We start from the raw sequence: 19085 nt of genomic DNA, 5'->3' as shown, positions 1-19085 counted from the left end.
ATTATTGATTGTTTTCTGCTGAAATATTCCTTTGACAATTCTGTTTCAGAATGTCGAACTGTTTGTTCATCAGCTCCTTATATGAAAAGAGCTGATGAAATTTAGATTTTGCCCTACAAATATACTACTTTATTTTCAAAACTACGATAGATTTTGCAGGAATTTTAACCTTGAGGGTATTTTTCTTGACTTTTGCATCCTTGAACACGGCAGGCTTCACTACCTCAGGGTGCTCAAAATCATTATAGTCGGTCACCTTCTTGCAAGAAAGAATCTGTCCGTTTACAGCCTTTGGAGCAGCTGCGCCATCCAGTTTGAACTCAACTTCCTGAGCCTTGTCAAGACTAACATTTGCAAGAGAAACCACGATGGTTCCGTCTGCCTTCTTGGCAGCAGATGTAGAAACCAGAGGAATCTTTCTGCCGTCCTTCGCATGGCTGTCGCCACGAACGTCCATAGAGTCGCACTTCACGTCCATTGGGAGATAGGTAGCCTCCTGGAAGTCCTTGTACATGTTGAAAACATGATAGGTAGGAGTCAGAACCATGTGACCGGTTCCCTTGGTGTCGGTGAGAATCATAGACTGGAGCACGTTGACCACCTGAGCGATGTTTGCCATCTTGATGCGGTCAGCATGGCGATGGAAGACATTGAGCGAGAGGGCTGCCACGAAAGCATCGCGCATGGAGTTCTGCTGATAGAGGTGGCCCTTGATGGTTCCTGGTTCCTCATCCCACCAGGTTCCCCATTCATCTACGAGAAGACCAATCTGCTTCTTTGGGTCAGCCTTGTCCATGATGGCTTCGTGCTTCTTGATGACATCCTCAATGCCGAGGCACTTGCCCATGGTCCAGTAGTAATCGTCGTTGTCGAACTTGGTAGCCGAACCCTTGCTGCCTTCCCAGCCGGTTACTGTATAATAATGTAAGGAGATTCCGTTGGCACGATGACCAACACGGTCCATCAGCACCTTGGTCCAGTTGTAATCGTAGTCGCTGGCTCCGGAAGCAACCTTGTAGAGTTCGTTGCCATCATAGTTGCGGCAATAAACAGAGTAACGGCGGAAGAGGTCAGAGTAGTATTCTGGGCGCATGTTGCCACCGCAGCCCCAGCTCTCATTGCCCACACCGAGGTACTTTACCTTCCAAGCCTTGTCGCGACCGTTCTGTCGGCGGAGCTTAGCCATAGGTGTATCGCCGTCGCTGGTCATGTATTCTACCCACTTGGCAAGTTCCTCAACAGTTCCCGAACCCACGTTTCCGCTGATGTAAGGCTCGCAACCCAACATTTCGCAGAGATTCAGGAACTCGTGAGTACCGAAGGAATTGTCTTCGATGGTTCCACCCCAGTTGTTGTTCTGCATCTTAGGACGATTTTCACGTGGCCCGATTCCGTCCATCCAGTGATACTCGTCTGCGAAACATCCTCCAGGCCATCTTAATACAGGCACTTTCAAGTCCTTGAGAGCTTGGAGCACGTCGTTACGGTAACCTTGTGTGTTAGGAATCTTGGAATCAGGACCTACCCAGAGTCCACCATAGATGCAGCTACCGAGATGCTCGGCAAACTGTCCGTAAATCTCTTTATTAATTTTCTGCTTGCCTTGGTTGGCATGAATTGTTCCGGTTACATTCTGAGCCTGTGCGGTGAATGCAACTGCTGCAGAAAGCAATGTGGTTGCGAAAAGTTTCTTCATTATCTTATAAGTTTTATTTTTGTTGTTCTTTTATAAGAATACGTTTGTGGAGACTGATTCCCCACAAACGTATTGATATTTTGTTAGTTTTTGTTTTCAACAGCTGCCTTTTCAATGGCAAGACCTGCCTTGTAGGTCTCAATATACTTGTCGAAACCAGCTACTTCTTCTGCAGTAGGCGCGATTTCAACACCAGTATTGCCGGCAAATACCTTCTTGTCGAGGTAATCAGCCAGGCTCAGCTTCTCTGCATTGTTTACGAGATAGCCTGCGAGCAGGGCAATACCCCATGCACCACCTTCGCCTGCTGTCTCCATCACAGAGATTGGGGAGTTGATGGCTGCAGCGAGGATGCGCTGACCTACTCCCTTGGTCTTGAACAAACCGCCATGACCGGTGATGCGGTCTACCTGTACCTTCTCGTTCTTGAACAAGACATCGTTACCAATCTTCAATACAGCTACTGAAGCATAGAGGTTGGCGCGCATGAAGTTGGCGAGGTTAAAGTGGTCGTTGGCTGAACGTACGAACATTGGGCGACCTTCTGCCAAACCGGTTACAGGCTCACCAGAGATATAGTTGTAAGCAATCAAACCACCGCAATCAGCATCGCCTTCGAGAGCGTGGTTGTAGAGTTTGCCGAATACCTCGTTCATATCCACAGGTACACCGAGCAACTCCTGATATTGCTTGAACAAACCTACCCATGCATTGAGGTCGGAAGTACAGTTGTTGCAGTGAACCATTGCTACAGGGCTACCATCAGGAGTAGTCACCATATCAATGACTTCGTAAGGTTGGCTCAAGGCTTTCTCCAATACAATCATAGAGAAAGAAGATGTACCTGCACTGACGTTACCTGTACGCTGACGTACAGCGTTGGTAGCTACCATACCAGTACCTGCATCACCTTCTGGAGGACAGAGTGGGGTGCCTGCCTGGAGTGTGCCTGATGGGTCGAGCTTCTTTGCACCTTCCTCGGTCAATACGCCAGCATCTTCGCCTGCGTTCAGTACCTCTGGGAGAATGTCGAGAATCTTCCAGCCCAGGTTCTTAGGCTCGATGAGCTTATCGAACTTAGCTACCATCTCTGCATCGTAGTTGCCGGTGTTAGAGTCGATAGGGAGCATACCTGATGCATCGCCTACGCCCAAAACCTTCTTGCCTGTGAGCTGCCAGTGGATATAACCGGCGAGAGTGGTAAGGAAGTCAATCTTGTTGATGTGGTCCTCACCATTCAGGATAGCCTGATATACGTGAGAGATACTCCAACGCAATGGGATGTTGAAGTGGAAGAGCTCTGAAAGTTCAGCTGCGGCCTTGGCTGTATTGGTGTTACGCCATGTGCGGAAAGGAACGAGAATGTTTTCATCCTTACCGAAAGCCATGTAGCCGTGCATCATCGCAGAAATACCGATGGCAGCCAACTGCTTGATTTCGCAGTCGTACTCAGCCTTCACGTTCTTGCGGAGGTCGGCATAACAATCCTGCAAACCTTTCCAGATTGTGTCGATGCTGTAAGTCCAGAGACCATCAACCAACTGGTTTTCCCACTCAAAGCTACCCTGTGCGATAGGGTTGTTGTCGGTGTCGATCAAGACAGCCTTGATTCTGGTAGAGCCAAACTCGATACCGAGAATGGCCTTACCTGATTCTATAATAGTTTTTGCGCTCATTATTGATTCTTTCTTTAATGTAAGGAACAAAGAGAAAAGCAATGGAATTCTTCACTCTTCGTTCTTCACTCTTCACTTAAATTATCTCAACGCCTTGTTGAGCATGTAGTAAATCTCGTTGTTGCGGAGCTGCTGCTTGAAGCTGCTGATAGTTGTGTTCTTGTCGATGTTGACGAACTCAATACCCAGGATCTCGCAGAAGTCTTCCCAGTACTCAGCAGTGATGTCGTAAGAGAATGCACTGTGGTGTGTACCACCAGCGAGGATCCAAGCACCTGCACCAATCTCGAAGGTTGGCTGTGGAACCCAGAGAGCTGAAGCTACAGGGAGCTTAGGCATTGCCTTTGGTTCGATGCACTCTACCTCACTTGCAATGAGACGGAAACGGTTGCCGAGATCAACTACAGTTGCCTTAACACCCTTACCTGTCTTAGATGTGAATACCAAACGAGCTGTCTGCTGCTTGCGGATACCGATGCCTAGGAAGTGAACCTCGAGCTTTGGCTTGTCTGAAGCAATCAATGGGCAAACCTCGAGCATGTGGCTCTGGAGGCTAGATGTACGGTCGGCAGCGAAGTTGAGTGTGTAGTCCTCGAGGAATGAGCAACCCTTCTCCAAGCCCTGGTTCATTACCCAGAGTGTGCGGTAGAGGCAAGCTGTCTTCCAGTCACCCTCAGCACCGAAACCATAACCCTCTGCCATCAGGCGCTGTGAAGCCAAACCAGGAATCTGGTCGAAACCGCAGAAGTTTGGATCGTCGATGTCAGCATCGCCGAGGTCATCGAAGTTGGTTGTGAATGCTACTGCGTTCTCATCCTTCAATACGCGACGGAGAGCAATCTCAGCCTTAGCTGCGTTCTTCACCTTCTCCCAGTAAACTTCCTCGCCAGACTCATCAATCTTGATGGTGTACTCCTTCTTGTACTCCTCAACGAGAGCATCAGCCTCAGCATCTGTTACCTTCTTGTAGTACTCCATGAGTGAAGATACTGGGTAGTAATCTACATGGTAACCCAAGCGCTGCTCGAACTCTACGCGGTCGCCATCTGTTACGGCTACGTTGTTCATGTTCATACCGAACATCAAGCAGCGTACGTTGTGAGCATCAGCAACACCTGCAGCTACGCGAGCCCATGTAGCAATCTGCTTCTGAGCCTCTTCGCTCTTCCAGTAACCTACAACAACCTTTCTAGGGATGCGCATGCGGGTGCAGATGTGACCGAACTCGATGTCGCCGTGAGCTGACTGGTTGAGGTTCATGAAGTCCATATCGATAGAATCCCAAGGGAGTTCTGCGTTGTACTGAGTATGAAAGTGGAGGAGAGGCTTCTCGAGAGCCTGCAAGCCCTTGATCCACATCTTAGCTGGAGAGAAGGTGTGCATCCATGTGATGATACCTACGCACTTCTTATCGTTGTTGGCAGCCTTCATGACGGCCTCTACTTCTGCAGAAGAGTTAGCTGTGCCCTTGTAAACTACCTTGATTGGGATGATGCCACTGTTGTTCAGACCATCTACCATGTCCTTTGAGTGACCATCAACTATCTTAACTGTTTCGCCTCCGTAAAGAAGCTGTGCACCAGTTACAAACCATACCTCTAAATTTTCAAATGCTTTAATCATGATTGTTTGTTGTATTAATTGTTATTGTTAATGTGATCTGATATCTTTATTTGAAAAACCTTTAATTAGTGCTTTTTCTGTCCGTAGTAAGCGTTAGGACCGTGCTTGCGGTTGAAGTGCTTCTCTACGAGCAATGGGTTCATGGTGGTGTTTGGATTCACAGAGAATGAGATGAAAGCCATCTTGGCCACCTGTTCAGCTACTACTGCGTGATAAACAGCCTGGTCAGCATCCTTACCCCATGTAAAAGGACCATGGTTCTTAACCAATACGCCAGGAGTATGAACTGGGTTGATGTTATCTTTCTTGAAACGGTCAACGATGACAACACCTGTGTTGTGCTCATATTCTGCCATCATATCCTCTGTCATCGCATCAGTGCAAGGGATGCAATCGTGGAAGTAATCAGCATGAGTTGTACCAATATTAGGGATGTCCAAGCCAGCCTGTGCCCAAGCGGTAGCATAAGTAGAGTGAGTATGAACTACGCCACCCAACTCTGGGAATGCGCGGTAGAGAACCAAGTGGGTTGGTGTATCAGATGATGGATTCAGATCGCCTTCTACTACCTTACCTGTTTCCAAGTCTACTACTACCATATCGCTAGCCTTCATGGTGTCATAATCGACGCCTGATGGTTTGATGACAACCAGACCTTTCTCGCGGTCGATACCACTCACATTACCCCATGTAAAGAGCACGAGGTTGTGCTTAACGAGATCAAGGTTTGCCTTGAACACTTTTTCTTTTAATTCTTCTAACATAATATCTTTTGTTTTAAGTTGTTTATTCTATTTCAAGTTGAACGATGGGTCTTCCTCGTATGCTTTCTTGTTGAAGCGGTAGAGGGCGGCGCCTCGTTTCGAGTTGACTTTATCGATGAGTTCTGTTTTCTCGATGAAGTCGATATCCTTCACGCGTTTGCGGAAGTTGCGCTTATCAATCTCTTCGCCTATTACTGCCTCGAATACATGCTGAAGCTGTGTCAGCGTAAAGAGGTCTGGGAGGAGTTTGAAGCTTAATGGCTCATGATTGATGCGGCGGCGTATCTGTGCGATAGCGTTGCGGATCATGAGTTTGTGGTCTGAGTAAAGTTCTGGAAGTTCGTTCAGACTAACCCATTCCAATCCGTGTTCTACACGGAGGCTGTCATCATAGTCTTTCACATTGATGAGAGTGCAATAGGCGATAGAGATAACTCGCTCACCTGGGTCACGGTCGATGCGGCCGAAAGCTCCTACTTGTCTTATATAGAGGTTTTTCATTCCAGTAAGTTCCAGGATGACTCTGTTGGCAGCATCTTCGAGATTTTCTGTTGCGCCAACGAAACCACCATAGAGTGACCATTCGCCTCTTCCCGGGTCCATCTTGCGTTTGCCTATCAGTACCTGGAGGTTACTACCGTCGAAACCGAAAATGATACAATCGACGGATACTAATACTTTGGAGTATTCATTATAAAACTGGGTCATGGTCTTTCTGCTGTTTTGATGTAATGATTCAATGTATGTATAGTTGTGTTCTTTTGCTTGCTCTTCATAGAGCAGGTTCGAGAGGAAAATCAAGGAGTAAGAAGGAGAAGAAAGGATCGCGGATTTTTTCAACAGAAACAGTTTTGTCTGATCTTCGAGAAAATTCCAGACTCCTCACTTCTTGCTCCTGACGTGAATAATATTTTACCAGAAGTATGCGTAGAATGCTGCGCAGAGGCCGATTACGACGAGGGTACCGATAATATCGAAGGCACTCCAACTCTCACGGATAGACTTCTTGAAGTCTGATGTGAAGGTGATTGCCTCTACCTGCTCCTTGCTTGGAGCTGGAGTGAAGCAGCTTACTACTACCATGAAGATGATGAGGAATACGAGCAACCAGCACTCGAATACGAGCCAGTTGGTCTGCCAGAACCATGCGGTGTAATCCCAGAATGCACCATCCATTGTAGCCTTACCTGTATCAGTGATGACGTTGGTAACGAGGCGGAGCATACCGATGAGGAAACCTGTAATCATGGTATATTCACCTGCCTTTGGAGTAATCTTCTTGAAGAAGATACCCATTGCAAATACGGCTACCATGGCTGGAGCCAGAAGTGACTGTATACCCTGGAGATAATTGTACAATGTATCCATCTTCATCATGATTGGCAACCATGCGAAACCGAGAACTACAACTACTACGGTAGCGATACGGCCAACGAGTACGTAGTGAGCCTCAGACATGCCCTTCTTCAATGGCTTGTAGAAGTCCTCGGTGAAGAGGGTAGCACAGCTATTGAAGAATGCTGCCAATGAAGCAACGAGTGCGCAGATGAAACCGATGGTTACGATACCCTTGATACCTGCAGGAAGAACGGTCTTTACCATGATGGCGAAGGCTGCATCAGTCTCGTTCATCTGGATGGCACCCTTCTGAGCCAAGGCTGCTGCAATCATACCTGGGATGAGGAACATGAAGCAAGGGAGTACCTTGAAGAAACCGGCTGCGATAGTACCGCGGCGGGCACGCTTCATAACCTCTACGTTACTCTCGCCAGGAACCTGACCGAGTACACGCTGAACGATGTGCTGGTCAGTACACCAGTACCAGAAACCGATGATGGTTGCACCGATCAATACTACGAAACCAGGATACTCCTGATACATAGAATCACCTGCCTCCCAGTGGAACATGTGGGTTGTACCGTAGCCGTTGTTCAACTTGCCGCAGTAATCCATCATGTCGGCCCAACCAGCAGCGATGCTGCCACCGCCGAGGGTAGAGAGACCGAGGAAGAGTACGAGGAAAGAACCGATGACGAGGATAGGTGTCTGGATAGTTGACAATGTCATCACACCCTTCATACCACCGAATACGGTGAAGATGGTGGTGAGGATAATCAGACCGATAGCACCAGCCCAGAAGTTCAAGCCCCAAAGATATTCGAAGAAGATACCACCTGTAAGGGCTGTAACGCTCACCTTTGTAAGGATGTAAGCTACGAGGGTGATGATAGAGAGCCATGAACCTGTGCGCTGGGTATAGCGGAACTTCAGGAAGTCAGGCATGGTGATGATCTTACCCATCTTGTTGATGAGCAACTGGTAGAAAGGTACGAACAGCCAACCCAAGATGAGGATCATCCAGCCCTGCATCTCCCAGTGTGCCATACCGACACCACTCTTGGCACCTGTACCAGCCAAACCAACGAGGTGCTCAGAACCAATGTTGGCAGCAAAGATAGCCATACCGATTACATACCATGGCTCACCCTTACCGAAGAGGTAGGCAGAAGAGTCTTCACCTTTCTGAGCCTTTCTGTCTTTCACGATTGCGTGCCAAACAGCCCAAATTACGCCGATAACACCAATGGCGAGTATAGCCCAATCAAGCCATACGAATTCTGTTGAATTCCAATTCATAATTACTATAAGATTGTTTGTTTATTATTATTTGTTTATTCTTTTCTTTTATTGGATGCTTATTATGTTAGTTTCTTATCCAGCACATTTCGTTTTTTTGTCATTGCGAAAACTTCTTGTTGGATGTTAGCTGTTCCAGCGGACTTTATCCGCCGGTTCGCTAACTTTTAAACTAACTTACGCTTACTTTTTAACGCTGAATTTGTAAGCGAGGTGAGAATTGTATTTCTCTCCTGGCTTCAATGTGGCATCTGTCCAATCCTTTACACCCTGAGCAATCTTGGTTGGAGAATCAGGATATTTCTGGCTCTCGAAGCAAACGCTTACGTGTTTAGGATACTTGATGCCATGCTTGCAGGCAATACCTGTGCCTTGGAAGTTACCGGTGTAAACCTGAATGCCTGGCTCGTTGGTAAATACTTCAAGAAGGATACCGCTCTTTGGTGAGTAGAGGCTTGCGCAAACTGTTTTGTCATCGCCCTTACCATTCTTATATGTGTTCAAACACCAGTTGTGGTCGTAACCTGTGGCATTCTTAATCTGGTCAAAGTTATAATCTACCTTCTTGCCGATTTCTGCAGGTTTACGGAAATCCATAGGGGTTCCCTCGACACTCTTGATTTCACCAGTTGGGATGTAAAGTGAATCTGCAGGAGTGAACTTATCTGCATTGATGTACATTACCTGATCGAAACCTTCCTTAGATGGATCGCCATTCAAGTTGAAGTAACTGTGGTTGGTCATATTGACAACGGTCTCTTTGTCTGTTGTAGCGCCAAACTCGATGTCGAGTGTGTTGTCACTCTTGACTGTATATTTAGCTGTTGCTGTTACGTTGCCAGGGAAACCATTCTCGCCATCCTTCGCATTGATAGTGAAGGTAACGGATGAGTCGTTCTTCTCTGTAATGTCGTAAACCTGGTTCAACCATCCTGTAGCACCACCACCATGCAGGCAGTTGCCATTATCATTTGCCTTCAACTGATAGGTAGAACCTGCAAGTGAAAGCTTGGCATCCTTGATGCGGTTAGCGTAACGACCTACTGATGAACCATAATCAGAAGGAGAGTTAAGCGTATCTGCATACTGATGGATATTGTCATAACCAAGAACTACATCAGTTGGCTTGCCGTCCTTGTCTGGGACAGAGATTGAAACCACACGCCCACCATAGTTGGTGAGACATACCTCCATGCCGTTGGCATTCTTGAGGGTTACTAACTCAGTCTTCTTTCCCAATACGGTTGAATCGAAATCTGCAGGATTCAAACCAGACTGTGTAAGACTAGCGTTGCTGCTTGATGAACAAGCAGAGAGGGTAGCGATTGCCGCAAAACCTACTCCCATGAAAAGGGTCTTAAATGTACTCATTTTTAGGCTGTTTTTAATTGTTTACTTTATTTTGGGTGTAAAATTACAATTTTATTTTGAAACGGCAATAGTTTTCCCTAACTTTTTTCATTCTAAAGTGTGTTTTTAACACTATTTGCATGATTACGCCTGCTTTTGGCTAAATTTGGGCAAAAAAAAACTGCAGCTAGCCAACACTAACTGCAGTTCCTTTATATTATATAATATGTATATTAGCAAACCTTGTGAGAACCCTCAGAGATAACTACTGGGTAAATTTCAGGAGCATGACCATACTTAGCTGTGAACTTAGCTGTAACATCCTCTACGAACTTGTCATAGATGTCGTCCTTAACCAAGTTGATGGTGCAGCCACCGAAGCCACCACCCATGATACGGCTACCAGTAACACCGTTCTCCTTGGCAACATCGTTCAAGAAGTCGAGCTCCTCGCAGCTTACCTCGTATTCCTTGCTCAAACCGTGGTGGGTCTCATACATCTTCTGGCCTACAGTCTCGTAGTCACCCTTCTCAAGAGCATCGCAGACTGCCAATACGCGGTCCTTCTCGCCCAATACGAAGTGAGCGCGGCTGTAATCCTCTTCGCCTACCTCTGCGCGAACCTCTTCCAGCTGCTCCCATGTGCAATCGCGGAGAGTCTCGAACTTTGCCTCTGGGTGCTTGGCAGCGATGTGCTTAACCACGTTCTCGCAAGAGTTACGACGGTCGTTGTATGGTGAACCAGCCAACTCGTGCTTAACCTTAGAGTTAACCAGACAGAGCTTGTAGCCCTTAGGCTCGAATGGGAAGTACTCAAACTCACGGCTGTTGCAGTCGAGACGCATCAACTTGCCCTCCTTGCCGAATACAGAAGCAAACTGGTCCATAATACCGCAGTTAACACCTACGTACTTGTGCTCAGTAGCCTGACCAGCGAGAACGAGATCCCACTTAGAAACCTTGTTGTCACCGAAGAGATCGTTCAAGGCGAAAGCGAAGCAGCTCTCAAGAGCAGCTGAAGAAGACATACCTGCACCGAGAGGCACATCGCCATAGAATGCTGCATTGAAGCCCTTTACATCAACACCCAGCGCCTTCATCTCCTGGCAGATACCGTAGATGTAGCGTGCCCAAGATGCGCGAGGACCCTCTGGGTCGTTTACCTTGAACTCTACACGGTCCTTCAAGTCGATAGAGTAGAGCATCACTGTCTCTGTTCCGTTAGGACGGATCTCAGCCATAATACCCTTATCTACTGCACCTGGGAATACGAATCCACCATTATAATCAGTGTGCTCGCCAATCAGGTTAATACGACCTGGTGACATATAGATGTTACCTGTTTTGCCATCAAAGTGCTTGATGAAACGGCTTCTTACTTTTTCGATATCCATAATAGTTGTTGTTTAAAAGTTATTATTAAAGATCTGATTATAAACTAGTTGTTCCCGGATAAATCAAGTTTTGCTTCACCCGGGAATAAGATGTTTCATTATTACTCTACTGGAATGTCCTTGTTTACATTCTTGCAACCAACGAGGGCGTAGAAGAGAATGTATGCAATCATGGCGATGATAACCCAATAAGATGCGATAGGACCAGCAGCCTTAGCAACAGCGTCCTGGATGAGAGGCATTACGCCACCACCAACTACCATCATCATGAAGATACCTGATGCCTGAGCTGTGTATTTGCCGAGACCCTCAACAGCAAGGTTGAAGATTCCACCCCACATGATAGAAGTACACAAACCGCAGATAGCGATGAGTACGCACTTGGTAGGGATAGTAAATGCTACAAGACCAGTACCGTGGTCGTCGAGCTTGAGAAGGTTTGCAATCTCAGAATCACCAGCCAAAGAGAAGTTCAATGTGTTGGTTTCTGGCAAGAAGATGGCTGTGAGCAACAGGAGTATAGCTACTGTTGATACTATTGTCATCTGTGTCTTGGTAGAAACTGCACCGCTGATAAATGAGCTGAGGAATCGGCCGCACATCATGAGCAACCAGTAAACTGCTGCGAAAGCACCACCTACAGAAGCAGCACCTGTGAAGTCCATGCTACTGATGTAGAAAATAAGCTGAGCAGGAATACCAATCTCAACACCTACATAGAAGAAAATACCGATGACACCGAGTACGCAGTGACGGAATGACCAAGGACTGTGATCGTACTGTACGTTCTCCTTCTTGATGTTTGGCTCAGGAATAGCAACAAACCAGATGATGAAGAAGGCTGCAATGAACACCGCCATACCGATGAAGAGGAGAGGAGCAACGTCGCTCATACTTGTGTTAGCTGTAACTGTACCTACGAGTACACCTGCCAACAATGGGGTAAGAGTACCACTCAAAGAGTTTAATGTACCACCAATCTGAATGAGCTGGTTACCGCGGTTACCACCGCCACCGAGCAAGTTCAACATTGGGTTTACCACGGTGTTAAGCATACATACGCAGAAACCGCAGATGAAAGCACCCAACAGATAAATGATAAGGTTGAGGCAAACGGCACCAGAGCTGAGGTTAAATACTGGAATGTCGTCACCAAAGATACTTGACAAGTACTGAATCATCAAACCGATTGTACCGACAGCGAGTGCGATCAATGCTGTCTTCTTGTAACCCTTGCTTTCAATCATCTTGCCGGCAGGAATACCCATGAAGAGGTAAGCGGCAAAGTTCATGAAGTTACCCATCATGGCTGCCCAAGAGTACTTGAAGCCCCAGATGTTGCCAAAAGGTGCTCCCATGTTAGTTACAAACGAGATCATTGCAAAGATAAAACACATCGTGATGATGGCAATGACACGACCGTTGTTATTTACACTTTTTTGTTCCATTGTTTAATCTTGATAGTTGATATTTGTTATTGTTATATTTGTTATTTGCTTGTATTGCTGGTTGTTACCATATGATTGTTCACTGGTTAATTTAACCGCAAAAAGGAGCGGCTGCCCCAGCATTGTGCACTTAGAGGCAGCAACTCCTATATGGTTTAATCTGATTTTATTTGTCTACGCCAAACTTATAGATTGTCTTCTGTGTGTATGTCTCACCAGGGTTCAATCTGCAACTTGGGAAGTATGGATGATTTGGTGTGTCTGGGAACTTCTGTGCCTCGAAGCAAACTGCGCTGCGGCGTGGGAATGTTGCACCATGCTGACCCTTGATGCCTGCCAGGAAGTTACCTGTATACATCTGCAAACCTGGTTCTGTGGTATAAACCTCCATGGTACGGCAGCTAACAGGGTCCTTAATGCGGGCAGCAAAGCTCAACTCGCCCTCTTCCTTCTTGTTTAAAACATAGTTGTGATCGTAACCCTGACCATTCTTGATCTGCTCGTTGTCGGCATCAATGTCCTGGCCGATTGGCTTTGGAGTGCGGAAATCGAAAGGTGTACCCTCTACCTTCAGGATTTCACCTGTTGGAATAGACTCCTTATCGATAGGGAGGTAGTAGTCTGCATTCACCTCACAGATGATGTTGTCAATAGTTGGGGTAGGATTTGCAATACCCTGGATTGCGAAGAATGCGTGATGAGTCAAGTTGCAGATGGTCATCTTGTTAGTTGTAGCCTGATACTTGATGACGAACTCATTGTCGTCTGTCAAGGTGTAAGCTACCCAAACAGTCAATTCTCCAGAGAAGCCTTCCTCGCCGTATGGGCTGGTGTACTTCAAGACAACTGCATTGTCACTCATACGGGTTGCATCCCAAACGTGGGCGTGGAATCCGGTAGGACCACCATGCAAATGGTTCTTTCCATCGTTGCATGCCAACTGATACTCCTTGCCATGAAGGGTAAATCTACCCTCCTTGATACGATTTCCGTAACGACCGATGAGGACGCTCAAGAAAGGCTCAGGTGAGTTGATGACATCCTGTATGTTGTCGTGACCCTCGATGAGGTTAGCATAGTTGCCGTCCTTATCTGGCATCATGATAGCAACAACAGCACCACCGTAGTTAGTCACTGCAATCTCATTGCCCTGATTGTTTCTCAACACGAAGAGATCAGTCTTCTTTCCATTTACTGTGGTCTGAAAATCTTCTCTTTTCAAACCACACTTGTTAACTGGTTCTGTATTCATAATATATCTTTTTTTAGTTACTCTACTTTATGTTCTAAAGTAATCTACTGCAAAGTAACTAAAAAAAAATGAATATGACAAAATATTTAGCAATTATTTGATTTAAAAAAACTAAAAATTTTTAGGAGAGCAAATCAGCGACTACATAACTTGAACCTCCAACGAAGACAAAATCATCATTTTTTGCATTTGCTTTCGCTGTCATATATGCTTCTTTTACAGAATGATACATCTTACCATGCAAGTTATACTTTAATGCAGTGTCTCGCAATTTCTCCACAGGAATGGCTCTTTTGGTAGAAGGCTGCGTCCAATAGAATTTTACCCCATTTTTGAGCTTATCCCTCAGAAGTTGTAATACGTGCTCAACATCTTTGTCGTCCACCATTCCAAAAACGATGTGCTTGACCTGAGCGTCAACATCATTAATCTGTGTGGCAAGATACTTCCATCCCGCAAGATTGTGACCCGTATCACAGATGACAAGCGGTGCTTCTCCCAGCTTCTCCCATCTACCTCGCAACCCTGTCAGCTCACATACATGCCCGAAACCGTTTCTGATTGCTTCGTCGCTGATGGTCATCGTCTGTCGCAAGACGTTGAGTGCTGCAAGAATGGTCTTTCTGTTACGTTCTTGATAGGAACCTTTCAGTTCCATATCTACCTCCATAGCCGTGTCTTCATCCTGTGCAAAGAGAATAGGAGAATGGCGTTCTCCGGCAACCTTCTCAAAAACAGGACGGGTCTCTTCGATGTATTCACCGATAACTACAGGCACGTCAGGCTTTATGATTCCTGCCTTCTCGCCAGCTATCTTTGCTAGGGTGTTTCCCAGAAACTGGGTATGGTCAAAACTGATATTGGTAATGACAGAAAGAACCGGAGTGATGATATTGGTACAGTCAAGTCTTCCTCCAAGTCCTACTTCGATTACCGCATAGTCTACTTTCTGCTCGGCAAAGTACTTGAATGCCATGGCCGTGGTCAGCTCGAAGAAAGACGGATGAAGAGGTTCGAAGAAAGCACGGTTCTCTTCTACAAAGTCGATGACATACTGTTCCGGCAGGCATTCTCCGTTCACACGGATGCGCTCGCGGAAATCAACAAGATGAGGGGATGTGTATAATCCCACCTTGTAACCCTGGCTTTGAAGGATGGCTGCTATCGTATGAGAGCAGGAACCCTTGCCGTTGGTACCGGCAATATGTATAGTCTTATATTGACGATGAGGATGACCGAAGTGCTCGTCCAGCTCATGGGTAGTCTGCAGACCAGGCTTATATGCCTTGGCACCAATTTTTTCAAACACCGGAGTACTATTGAAGAGATATTCTGTCGTTTCTTGATAATTCATTTCTTATATATTATAAATGTGTAGGTACAAAAAGTGGCAATCCCAATACTGGCATTGAGCCAATAATCAGGATTGCCTGTTACTTTTATCTTTTATGAGATTTCATCCATAGAATCTTCAGGAATCTATTTGTTGAACAGATTCTTGATGCTGTCAAAGATTGACTTCTTGGTGGCATTGTCTGCCTGGAAGTTCTCGCATTCCTTGAACTTCTTCACCAATTCCTTCTCTTCCTTGTTGAGGGTCTTAGGAATGTAGACGGTAATGTTCACGATGATGTCGCCTCGTCCATAACCATATCCCTTGATGGCAGGCATACCTTTACCACGCAGGCGAACCTGCTTACCTGGCTGGGTTCCTGGTTCTATCTTGATGGTAGTCTTTCCCTCCAATGTAGGGATTTCCACTTCACCGCCAAGAACAGCTGTAGAGAAGTCGAGTACGAGATTATAGTAGAGGTCCTTGTCTTTACGTTCGAAGACATCGCTCTTTTCTACGCGTACGATAACCTGAAGGTCGCCGTTGACGCCATTGTGCTTACCGGCGCCTCCCTTACCTGGTACGGTAACGACCATTCCGTCATCCACACCTGCAGGAATATTGATTTCTACAACTTCTTCGCCAGCAACAATGCCTTCACCACCACAAGCCTTACACTTGTTTTTGATCACGTGACCCTCGCCGCCACATGTAGGACATGCAGCCTGAGTCTGCATGGTTCCAAACATAGAGCGCACGGTACGGACTGTGTAACCCGTACCATGACAGGTAGGACAAGTCTCCTGCTGTGAGCCGCCTTCGCATCCTGTGCCATGGCAAGCAGAACATGTTACGTCTTTACGAATCTTGAACTTCTTGGTGCAACCCGCAAAAGCCTCTTCCAATGTAAGCTTTGCCTGTACTCGCAAATCTCTTCCCTGGTACTGCTGTGGCTGGGCGCTGCCGCCAAAACCGCCGAATCCGCCACCGAATCCACCGTGACCTCCAAAGATATCGCCGAACATAGAGAAGATGTCATTCATATCCATGCTGGCTCCACCACCGAATCCACCGAAACCGCCTTGCGGACCGTCGAATCCGAACTGATCATACTGCTGACGCTTCTGAGGATCATGAAGAACCTCGTATGCCTCTGCAGCCTCCTTGAACTTTTCTTCAGCCTCCTTGTTTCCAGGGTTGCGGTCTGGATGATATTTGATGGCTATCTTGCGGTAAGCCTTCTTTATTTCGTCTTCAGATGCCTGCTTATCAACGCCAAGCACCTCGTAATAGTCTCTCTTTGCCATTTGTTAAATATGGATTTTTATTTCTTTATTCCTGATCGTAATTCTTCATTAGACTTATTGGCCTACAGCAACCTTAGCGTGACGGATTACCTTGTCGTTGAGGGTATAGCCGGTCTGCACGCAGTCGATAACCTTGCCCTTCTTGTCGTCACCCATTCCTGGCACCATAGCGATTGCCTCATGGAAATCTACGTCGAAATCCTTGTCAGCAGTCTCAATCTTCTTTACTCCGAGACCTTCAAGAGTCTTGATGAACTTGTTGAAAATCATCTGAACACCTTCCTTGATAGCCTTAGGATCCTCGCTCTTGTCTGCGATTGCACGCTCGAAGTCATCAAGAATTGGAAGAATGGCAGCAATAGTCTTCTCACCACCGTTGAGAATCAGATCAGCCTTCTCTTTCAGGGTGCGCTTGCGGTAATTCTCAAATTCTGCAGTCTTATAGAGCAGTTGCTTTTTCAATTCTTCTACTTCCTGCTGAGCCTTTGCCAATGGATCTGCTTCTTCAGATTCTGCCGCATTGTCAGTATTGTCTGTCTTACTGTCAGCATCTGCCGCCTTATTGTCAGCATCCTCTGTATTTGTCTCTTCAGCCTTAGGCTCTTCATTATTCTGAGTATCGTTCTGCTCAGCATTCTCGTTGAGAACCTGTTCCTTAGCGTTACCGTCCTCTATATTAATCTTCTTTTCTTTTGACATAGTCTTAAATTTTTTAAACATGATTATTCCTTTTTATGGTTGTTTTGACAAAAAGCGTGCCAACTCGACTCTCATCGAATTGGCACTTATCTCATTTAGGTGTATTTTCTATTACTGCAGACCGTACATCTTAGCTTTCTGCTCCTTGATAGCCTCATCATAGATGTACTCATCGTAAGACATCAGCTTATCGATGGTTCCTGATGGGGTGAGCTCGATAATACGGTTAGCCACGGTATTGATGAACTCATGGTCGTGGCTGGCAAAAAGGATATTGCCCTTGAAACCTACCAGGTTGTTGTTGAATGCCTGGATACTCTCCAAGTCCAAGTGGTTGGTTGGAGTATCGAGAATCAGACAGTTTGCATTCTGCAACTGCATGCGGGCAATCATACATCTCATCTTCTCACCTCCGGAGAGTACGTTTACCTTCTTCAGTACTTCCTCGCCGCTGAAGAGCATTCTTCCCAAATAACCCTTCATTGCCACCTCATTGCCAGGACCATACTGGCTCAACCAGTCTACGAGGTTCATGTCGCTCTGGAAGAACTCGGTGTTGTCGAGTGGGAGATAAGCTGTTGTGATGGTAACGCCCCACTTGTAATCACCTGCGTCAGCCTTGCGGTTGCCGTTGATAATCTCGAAGAGAGCGGTCATAGCCTTAGGGTTGTGAGAGAGGAATACCACCTTCTCGCCCTTCTCGATGTTGAAGTTTACATTGTCGAAGAGAACTGTTCCGTCCTCATCGCAAGCCTTCAGGCCTTCAACCTCCAGAATCTGGTTACCTGGTTCACGATCCATTTGGAAGATGATTCCTGGATACTTACGGCTAGAAGGACGAATCTCCTCTACGTTCAGCTTCTCCAGCATCTTCTTGCGGGATGTGGTCTGCTTACTCTTAGCTACATTGGCAGAGAATCGGCGGATGAACTCCTCCAACTGCTTCTTCTTCTCCTCAGCCTTCATCTTCTGGTTCTGAGCCTGACGGAGAGCCAACTGAGAACTCTCGTACCAGAAAGAGTAGTTGCCGGCAAACATGGTTACCTTACCGAAGTCGATATCCACGGTCTGTGTGCTGACAGCATCGAGGAAGTGACGGTCGTGAGAAACCACGAGAACTGTCTGCTCGATGTTGCTGAGATATTCCTCCAACCACTCTACGGTGTCGAGGTCGAGGTCGTTGGTAGGCTCATCGAGGAGGAGGTTGTCAGGATTACCGAAGAGAGCCTTCGCCAGCATCACGCGTACCTTCTCTGTATTAGAAAGCTCACCAACGAGCTTATCGTGACGATCTTCCTTCACGCCGAGGTTCTGAAGCAACTGGGCAGCATTACTCTCAGCTTCCCAACCGTTCATCTCAGCGAACTTAAGTTCCAGCTCAGCAGCGAGGTTACCATCCTCTTCTGTCATCTCTGGTTTTGCATAGAGGCGCTCGCGCTCCTTCATGTTCTCCCACAATGGCTGATGACCCATCAGAACGGTGTCCATCACGCGGAACTCGTCATACTTGAAGTGGTCCTGCTCCAAAACGGAAAGACGCTCTCCTGGTCCCATTTCTACTGTACCCTTGTTTGGCTCCAAATCGCCACTGATGGCACGGAGGAGGGTAGACTTACCAGCACCGTTGGCACCGATTACGCCATAAATATTACCATGTGTGAACTTGAGGTTTACATCTTTGTAAAGCACTCGCTTACCGAATTGAATTGCAAGATTTTGTACTGTTATCATTCTTGTTTACTAAATATCTTTTTCTGAATTTATCTTTAATTTGTGTGCAAAGTTACGAAAAAATATTTGTATATCAATGATTTATTGGTAAAAGTTGCTTTTTTTTAGTTAAAAACACAGCTCTTCTTTGTCATTTTGCAGAAAAGTCTTACTTTTGCATGCTAAAAGGCATCAA

At 46.4% G+C, this 19085-nt stretch carries 14 protein-coding genes; all 14 read right to left on the bottom strand.

Going from position 1 to position 19085, the window contains the following annotated elements; translation table 11 throughout:
* Window positions 1-124: 124 nt before the first annotated feature.
* Window positions 125-1696 (bottom strand): alpha-N-arabinofuranosidase, encoded by a 1572-nt coding sequence (locus ACQRBJ_RS11695; protein WP_153121786.1) that lies wholly within the window; start codon window positions 1694-1696, stop codon window positions 125-127.
* A gap of 83 nt (window positions 1697-1779) precedes the next feature.
* Window positions 1780-3372, bottom strand: coding sequence for a xylulokinase (locus ACQRBJ_RS11690; RefSeq protein WP_445303697.1), 1593 nt, complete (start codon window positions 3370-3372; stop codon window positions 1780-1782).
* An 81-nt stretch (window positions 3373-3453) separates the two neighbouring features.
* Window positions 3454-4995, bottom strand: coding sequence for an L-arabinose isomerase (gene araA, locus ACQRBJ_RS11685; protein ID WP_294967578.1), 1542 nt, complete (start codon window positions 4993-4995; stop codon window positions 3454-3456).
* Window positions 4996-5060: 65 nt separating this feature from the next.
* On the bottom strand, window positions 5061-5759 hold the full coding sequence (locus ACQRBJ_RS11680) for an L-ribulose-5-phosphate 4-epimerase (protein ID WP_006846778.1): 699 nt from the start codon (window positions 5757-5759) through the stop codon (window positions 5061-5063).
* A 27-nt stretch (window positions 5760-5786) separates the two neighbouring features.
* A complete protein-coding gene (locus tag ACQRBJ_RS11675; RefSeq protein ID WP_040552774.1) occupies window positions 5787-6467 on the bottom strand; it encodes an NUDIX hydrolase in 681 nt (226 codons plus the stop codon).
* 204 nt (window positions 6468-6671) lie between these two features.
* Window positions 6672-8396 carry a sodium:solute symporter gene (locus ACQRBJ_RS11670; RefSeq protein ID WP_445303696.1) on the bottom strand — a complete coding sequence of 575 codons (1725 nt, stop codon included), beginning with the start codon at window positions 8394-8396 and terminating at the stop codon, window positions 6672-6674.
* A gap of 183 nt (window positions 8397-8579) precedes the next feature.
* Entirely contained in the window at window positions 8580-9767 is a 1188-nt protein-coding gene (locus ACQRBJ_RS11665) for an aldose epimerase family protein (protein WP_294967581.1), read from the bottom strand.
* Window positions 9768-9979: 212 nt separating this feature from the next.
* Window positions 9980-11140: a galactokinase gene (galK, locus tag ACQRBJ_RS11660; RefSeq protein WP_153121793.1), complete on the bottom strand. Its 1161-nt coding sequence runs from the start codon at window positions 11138-11140 to the stop codon at window positions 9980-9982.
* A gap of 101 nt (window positions 11141-11241) precedes the next feature.
* A complete protein-coding gene (locus tag ACQRBJ_RS11655) occupies window positions 11242-12588 on the bottom strand; it encodes an MFS transporter (protein WP_153121794.1) in 1347 nt (448 codons plus the stop codon).
* 166 nt (window positions 12589-12754) lie between these two features.
* A complete protein-coding gene (locus ACQRBJ_RS11650) occupies window positions 12755-13840 on the bottom strand; it encodes an aldose epimerase family protein (protein WP_153121795.1) in 1086 nt (361 codons plus the stop codon).
* A 121-nt stretch (window positions 13841-13961) separates the two neighbouring features.
* Window positions 13962-15194, bottom strand: coding sequence for a bifunctional folylpolyglutamate synthase/dihydrofolate synthase (locus tag ACQRBJ_RS11645; RefSeq protein WP_294967583.1), 1233 nt, complete (start codon window positions 15192-15194; stop codon window positions 13962-13964).
* 125 nt (window positions 15195-15319) lie between these two features.
* The gene (gene dnaJ, locus ACQRBJ_RS11640; protein ID WP_294967585.1) at window positions 15320-16480 is read right to left on the bottom strand and encodes a molecular chaperone DnaJ; all 1161 of its coding nucleotides are present in this window, start codon (window positions 16478-16480) and stop codon (window positions 15320-15322) included.
* Between the two features lie 54 nt (window positions 16481-16534).
* Entirely contained in the window at window positions 16535-17179 is a 645-nt protein-coding gene (locus ACQRBJ_RS11635; protein WP_294967587.1) for a nucleotide exchange factor GrpE, read from the bottom strand.
* A gap of 111 nt (window positions 17180-17290) precedes the next feature.
* A complete protein-coding gene (locus ACQRBJ_RS11630) occupies window positions 17291-18910 on the bottom strand; it encodes an ATP-binding cassette domain-containing protein (protein ID WP_294967588.1) in 1620 nt (539 codons plus the stop codon).
* Between the last annotated feature and the right edge of the window lie 175 nt (window positions 18911-19085).

The organism is Prevotella sp. SGI.167, from assembly GCF_050313615.1.
Taxonomy (GTDB): Bacteria; Bacteroidota; Bacteroidia; order Bacteroidales; family Bacteroidaceae; genus Prevotella.
Note: the sequence above shows the minus strand (reverse complement) of the source record. Positions and strands in the feature narration are given on the sequence as shown.

What these genes read in the sequence shown, in the direction of transcription:
- araA (WP_294967578.1), bottom strand. Translation starts at nt 4,995, where the DNA reads ATGATTAAAGCATTTGAAAATTTAGAGGTATGGTTTGTAACTGGTGCA.
- ACQRBJ_RS11650 (WP_153121795.1), bottom strand. Translation starts at nt 13,840, where the DNA reads ATGAATACAGAACCAGTTAACAAGTGTGGTTTGAAAAGAGAAGATTTT.
- ACQRBJ_RS11670 (WP_445303696.1), bottom strand. Translation starts at nt 8,396, where the DNA reads ATGAATTGGAATTCAACAGAATTCGTATGGCTTGATTGGGCTATACTC.
- dnaJ (WP_294967585.1), bottom strand. Translation starts at nt 16,480, where the DNA reads ATGGCAAAGAGAGACTATTACGAGGTGCTTGGCGTTGATAAGCAGGCA.
- ACQRBJ_RS11695 (WP_153121786.1), bottom strand. Translation starts at nt 1,696, where the DNA reads ATGAAGAAACTTTTCGCAACCACATTGCTTTCTGCAGCAGTTGCATTC.
- galK (WP_153121793.1), bottom strand. Translation starts at nt 11,140, where the DNA reads ATGGATATCGAAAAAGTAAGAAGCCGTTTCATCAAGCACTTTGATGGC.
- ACQRBJ_RS11645 (WP_294967583.1), bottom strand. Translation starts at nt 15,194, where the DNA reads ATGAATTATCAAGAAACGACAGAATATCTCTTCAATAGTACTCCGGTG.
- ACQRBJ_RS11675 (WP_040552774.1), bottom strand. Translation starts at nt 6,467, where the DNA reads ATGACCCAGTTTTATAATGAATACTCCAAAGTATTAGTATCCGTCGAT.
- ACQRBJ_RS11690 (WP_445303697.1), bottom strand. Translation starts at nt 3,372, where the DNA reads ATGAGCGCAAAAACTATTATAGAATCAGGTAAGGCCATTCTCGGTATC.
- ACQRBJ_RS11680 (WP_006846778.1), bottom strand. Translation starts at nt 5,759, where the DNA reads ATGTTAGAAGAATTAAAAGAAAAAGTGTTCAAGGCAAACCTTGATCTC.
- ACQRBJ_RS11665 (WP_294967581.1), bottom strand. Translation starts at nt 9,767, where the DNA reads ATGAGTACATTTAAGACCCTTTTCATGGGAGTAGGTTTTGCGGCAATC.
- ACQRBJ_RS11635 (WP_294967587.1), bottom strand. Translation starts at nt 17,179, where the DNA reads ATGTCAAAAGAAAAGAAGATTAATATAGAGGACGGTAACGCTAAGGAA.
- ACQRBJ_RS11630 (WP_294967588.1), bottom strand. Translation starts at nt 18,910, where the DNA reads ATGATAACAGTACAAAATCTTGCAATTCAATTCGGTAAGCGAGTGCTT.
- ACQRBJ_RS11655 (WP_153121794.1), bottom strand. Translation starts at nt 12,588, where the DNA reads ATGGAACAAAAAAGTGTAAATAACAACGGTCGTGTCATTGCCATCATC.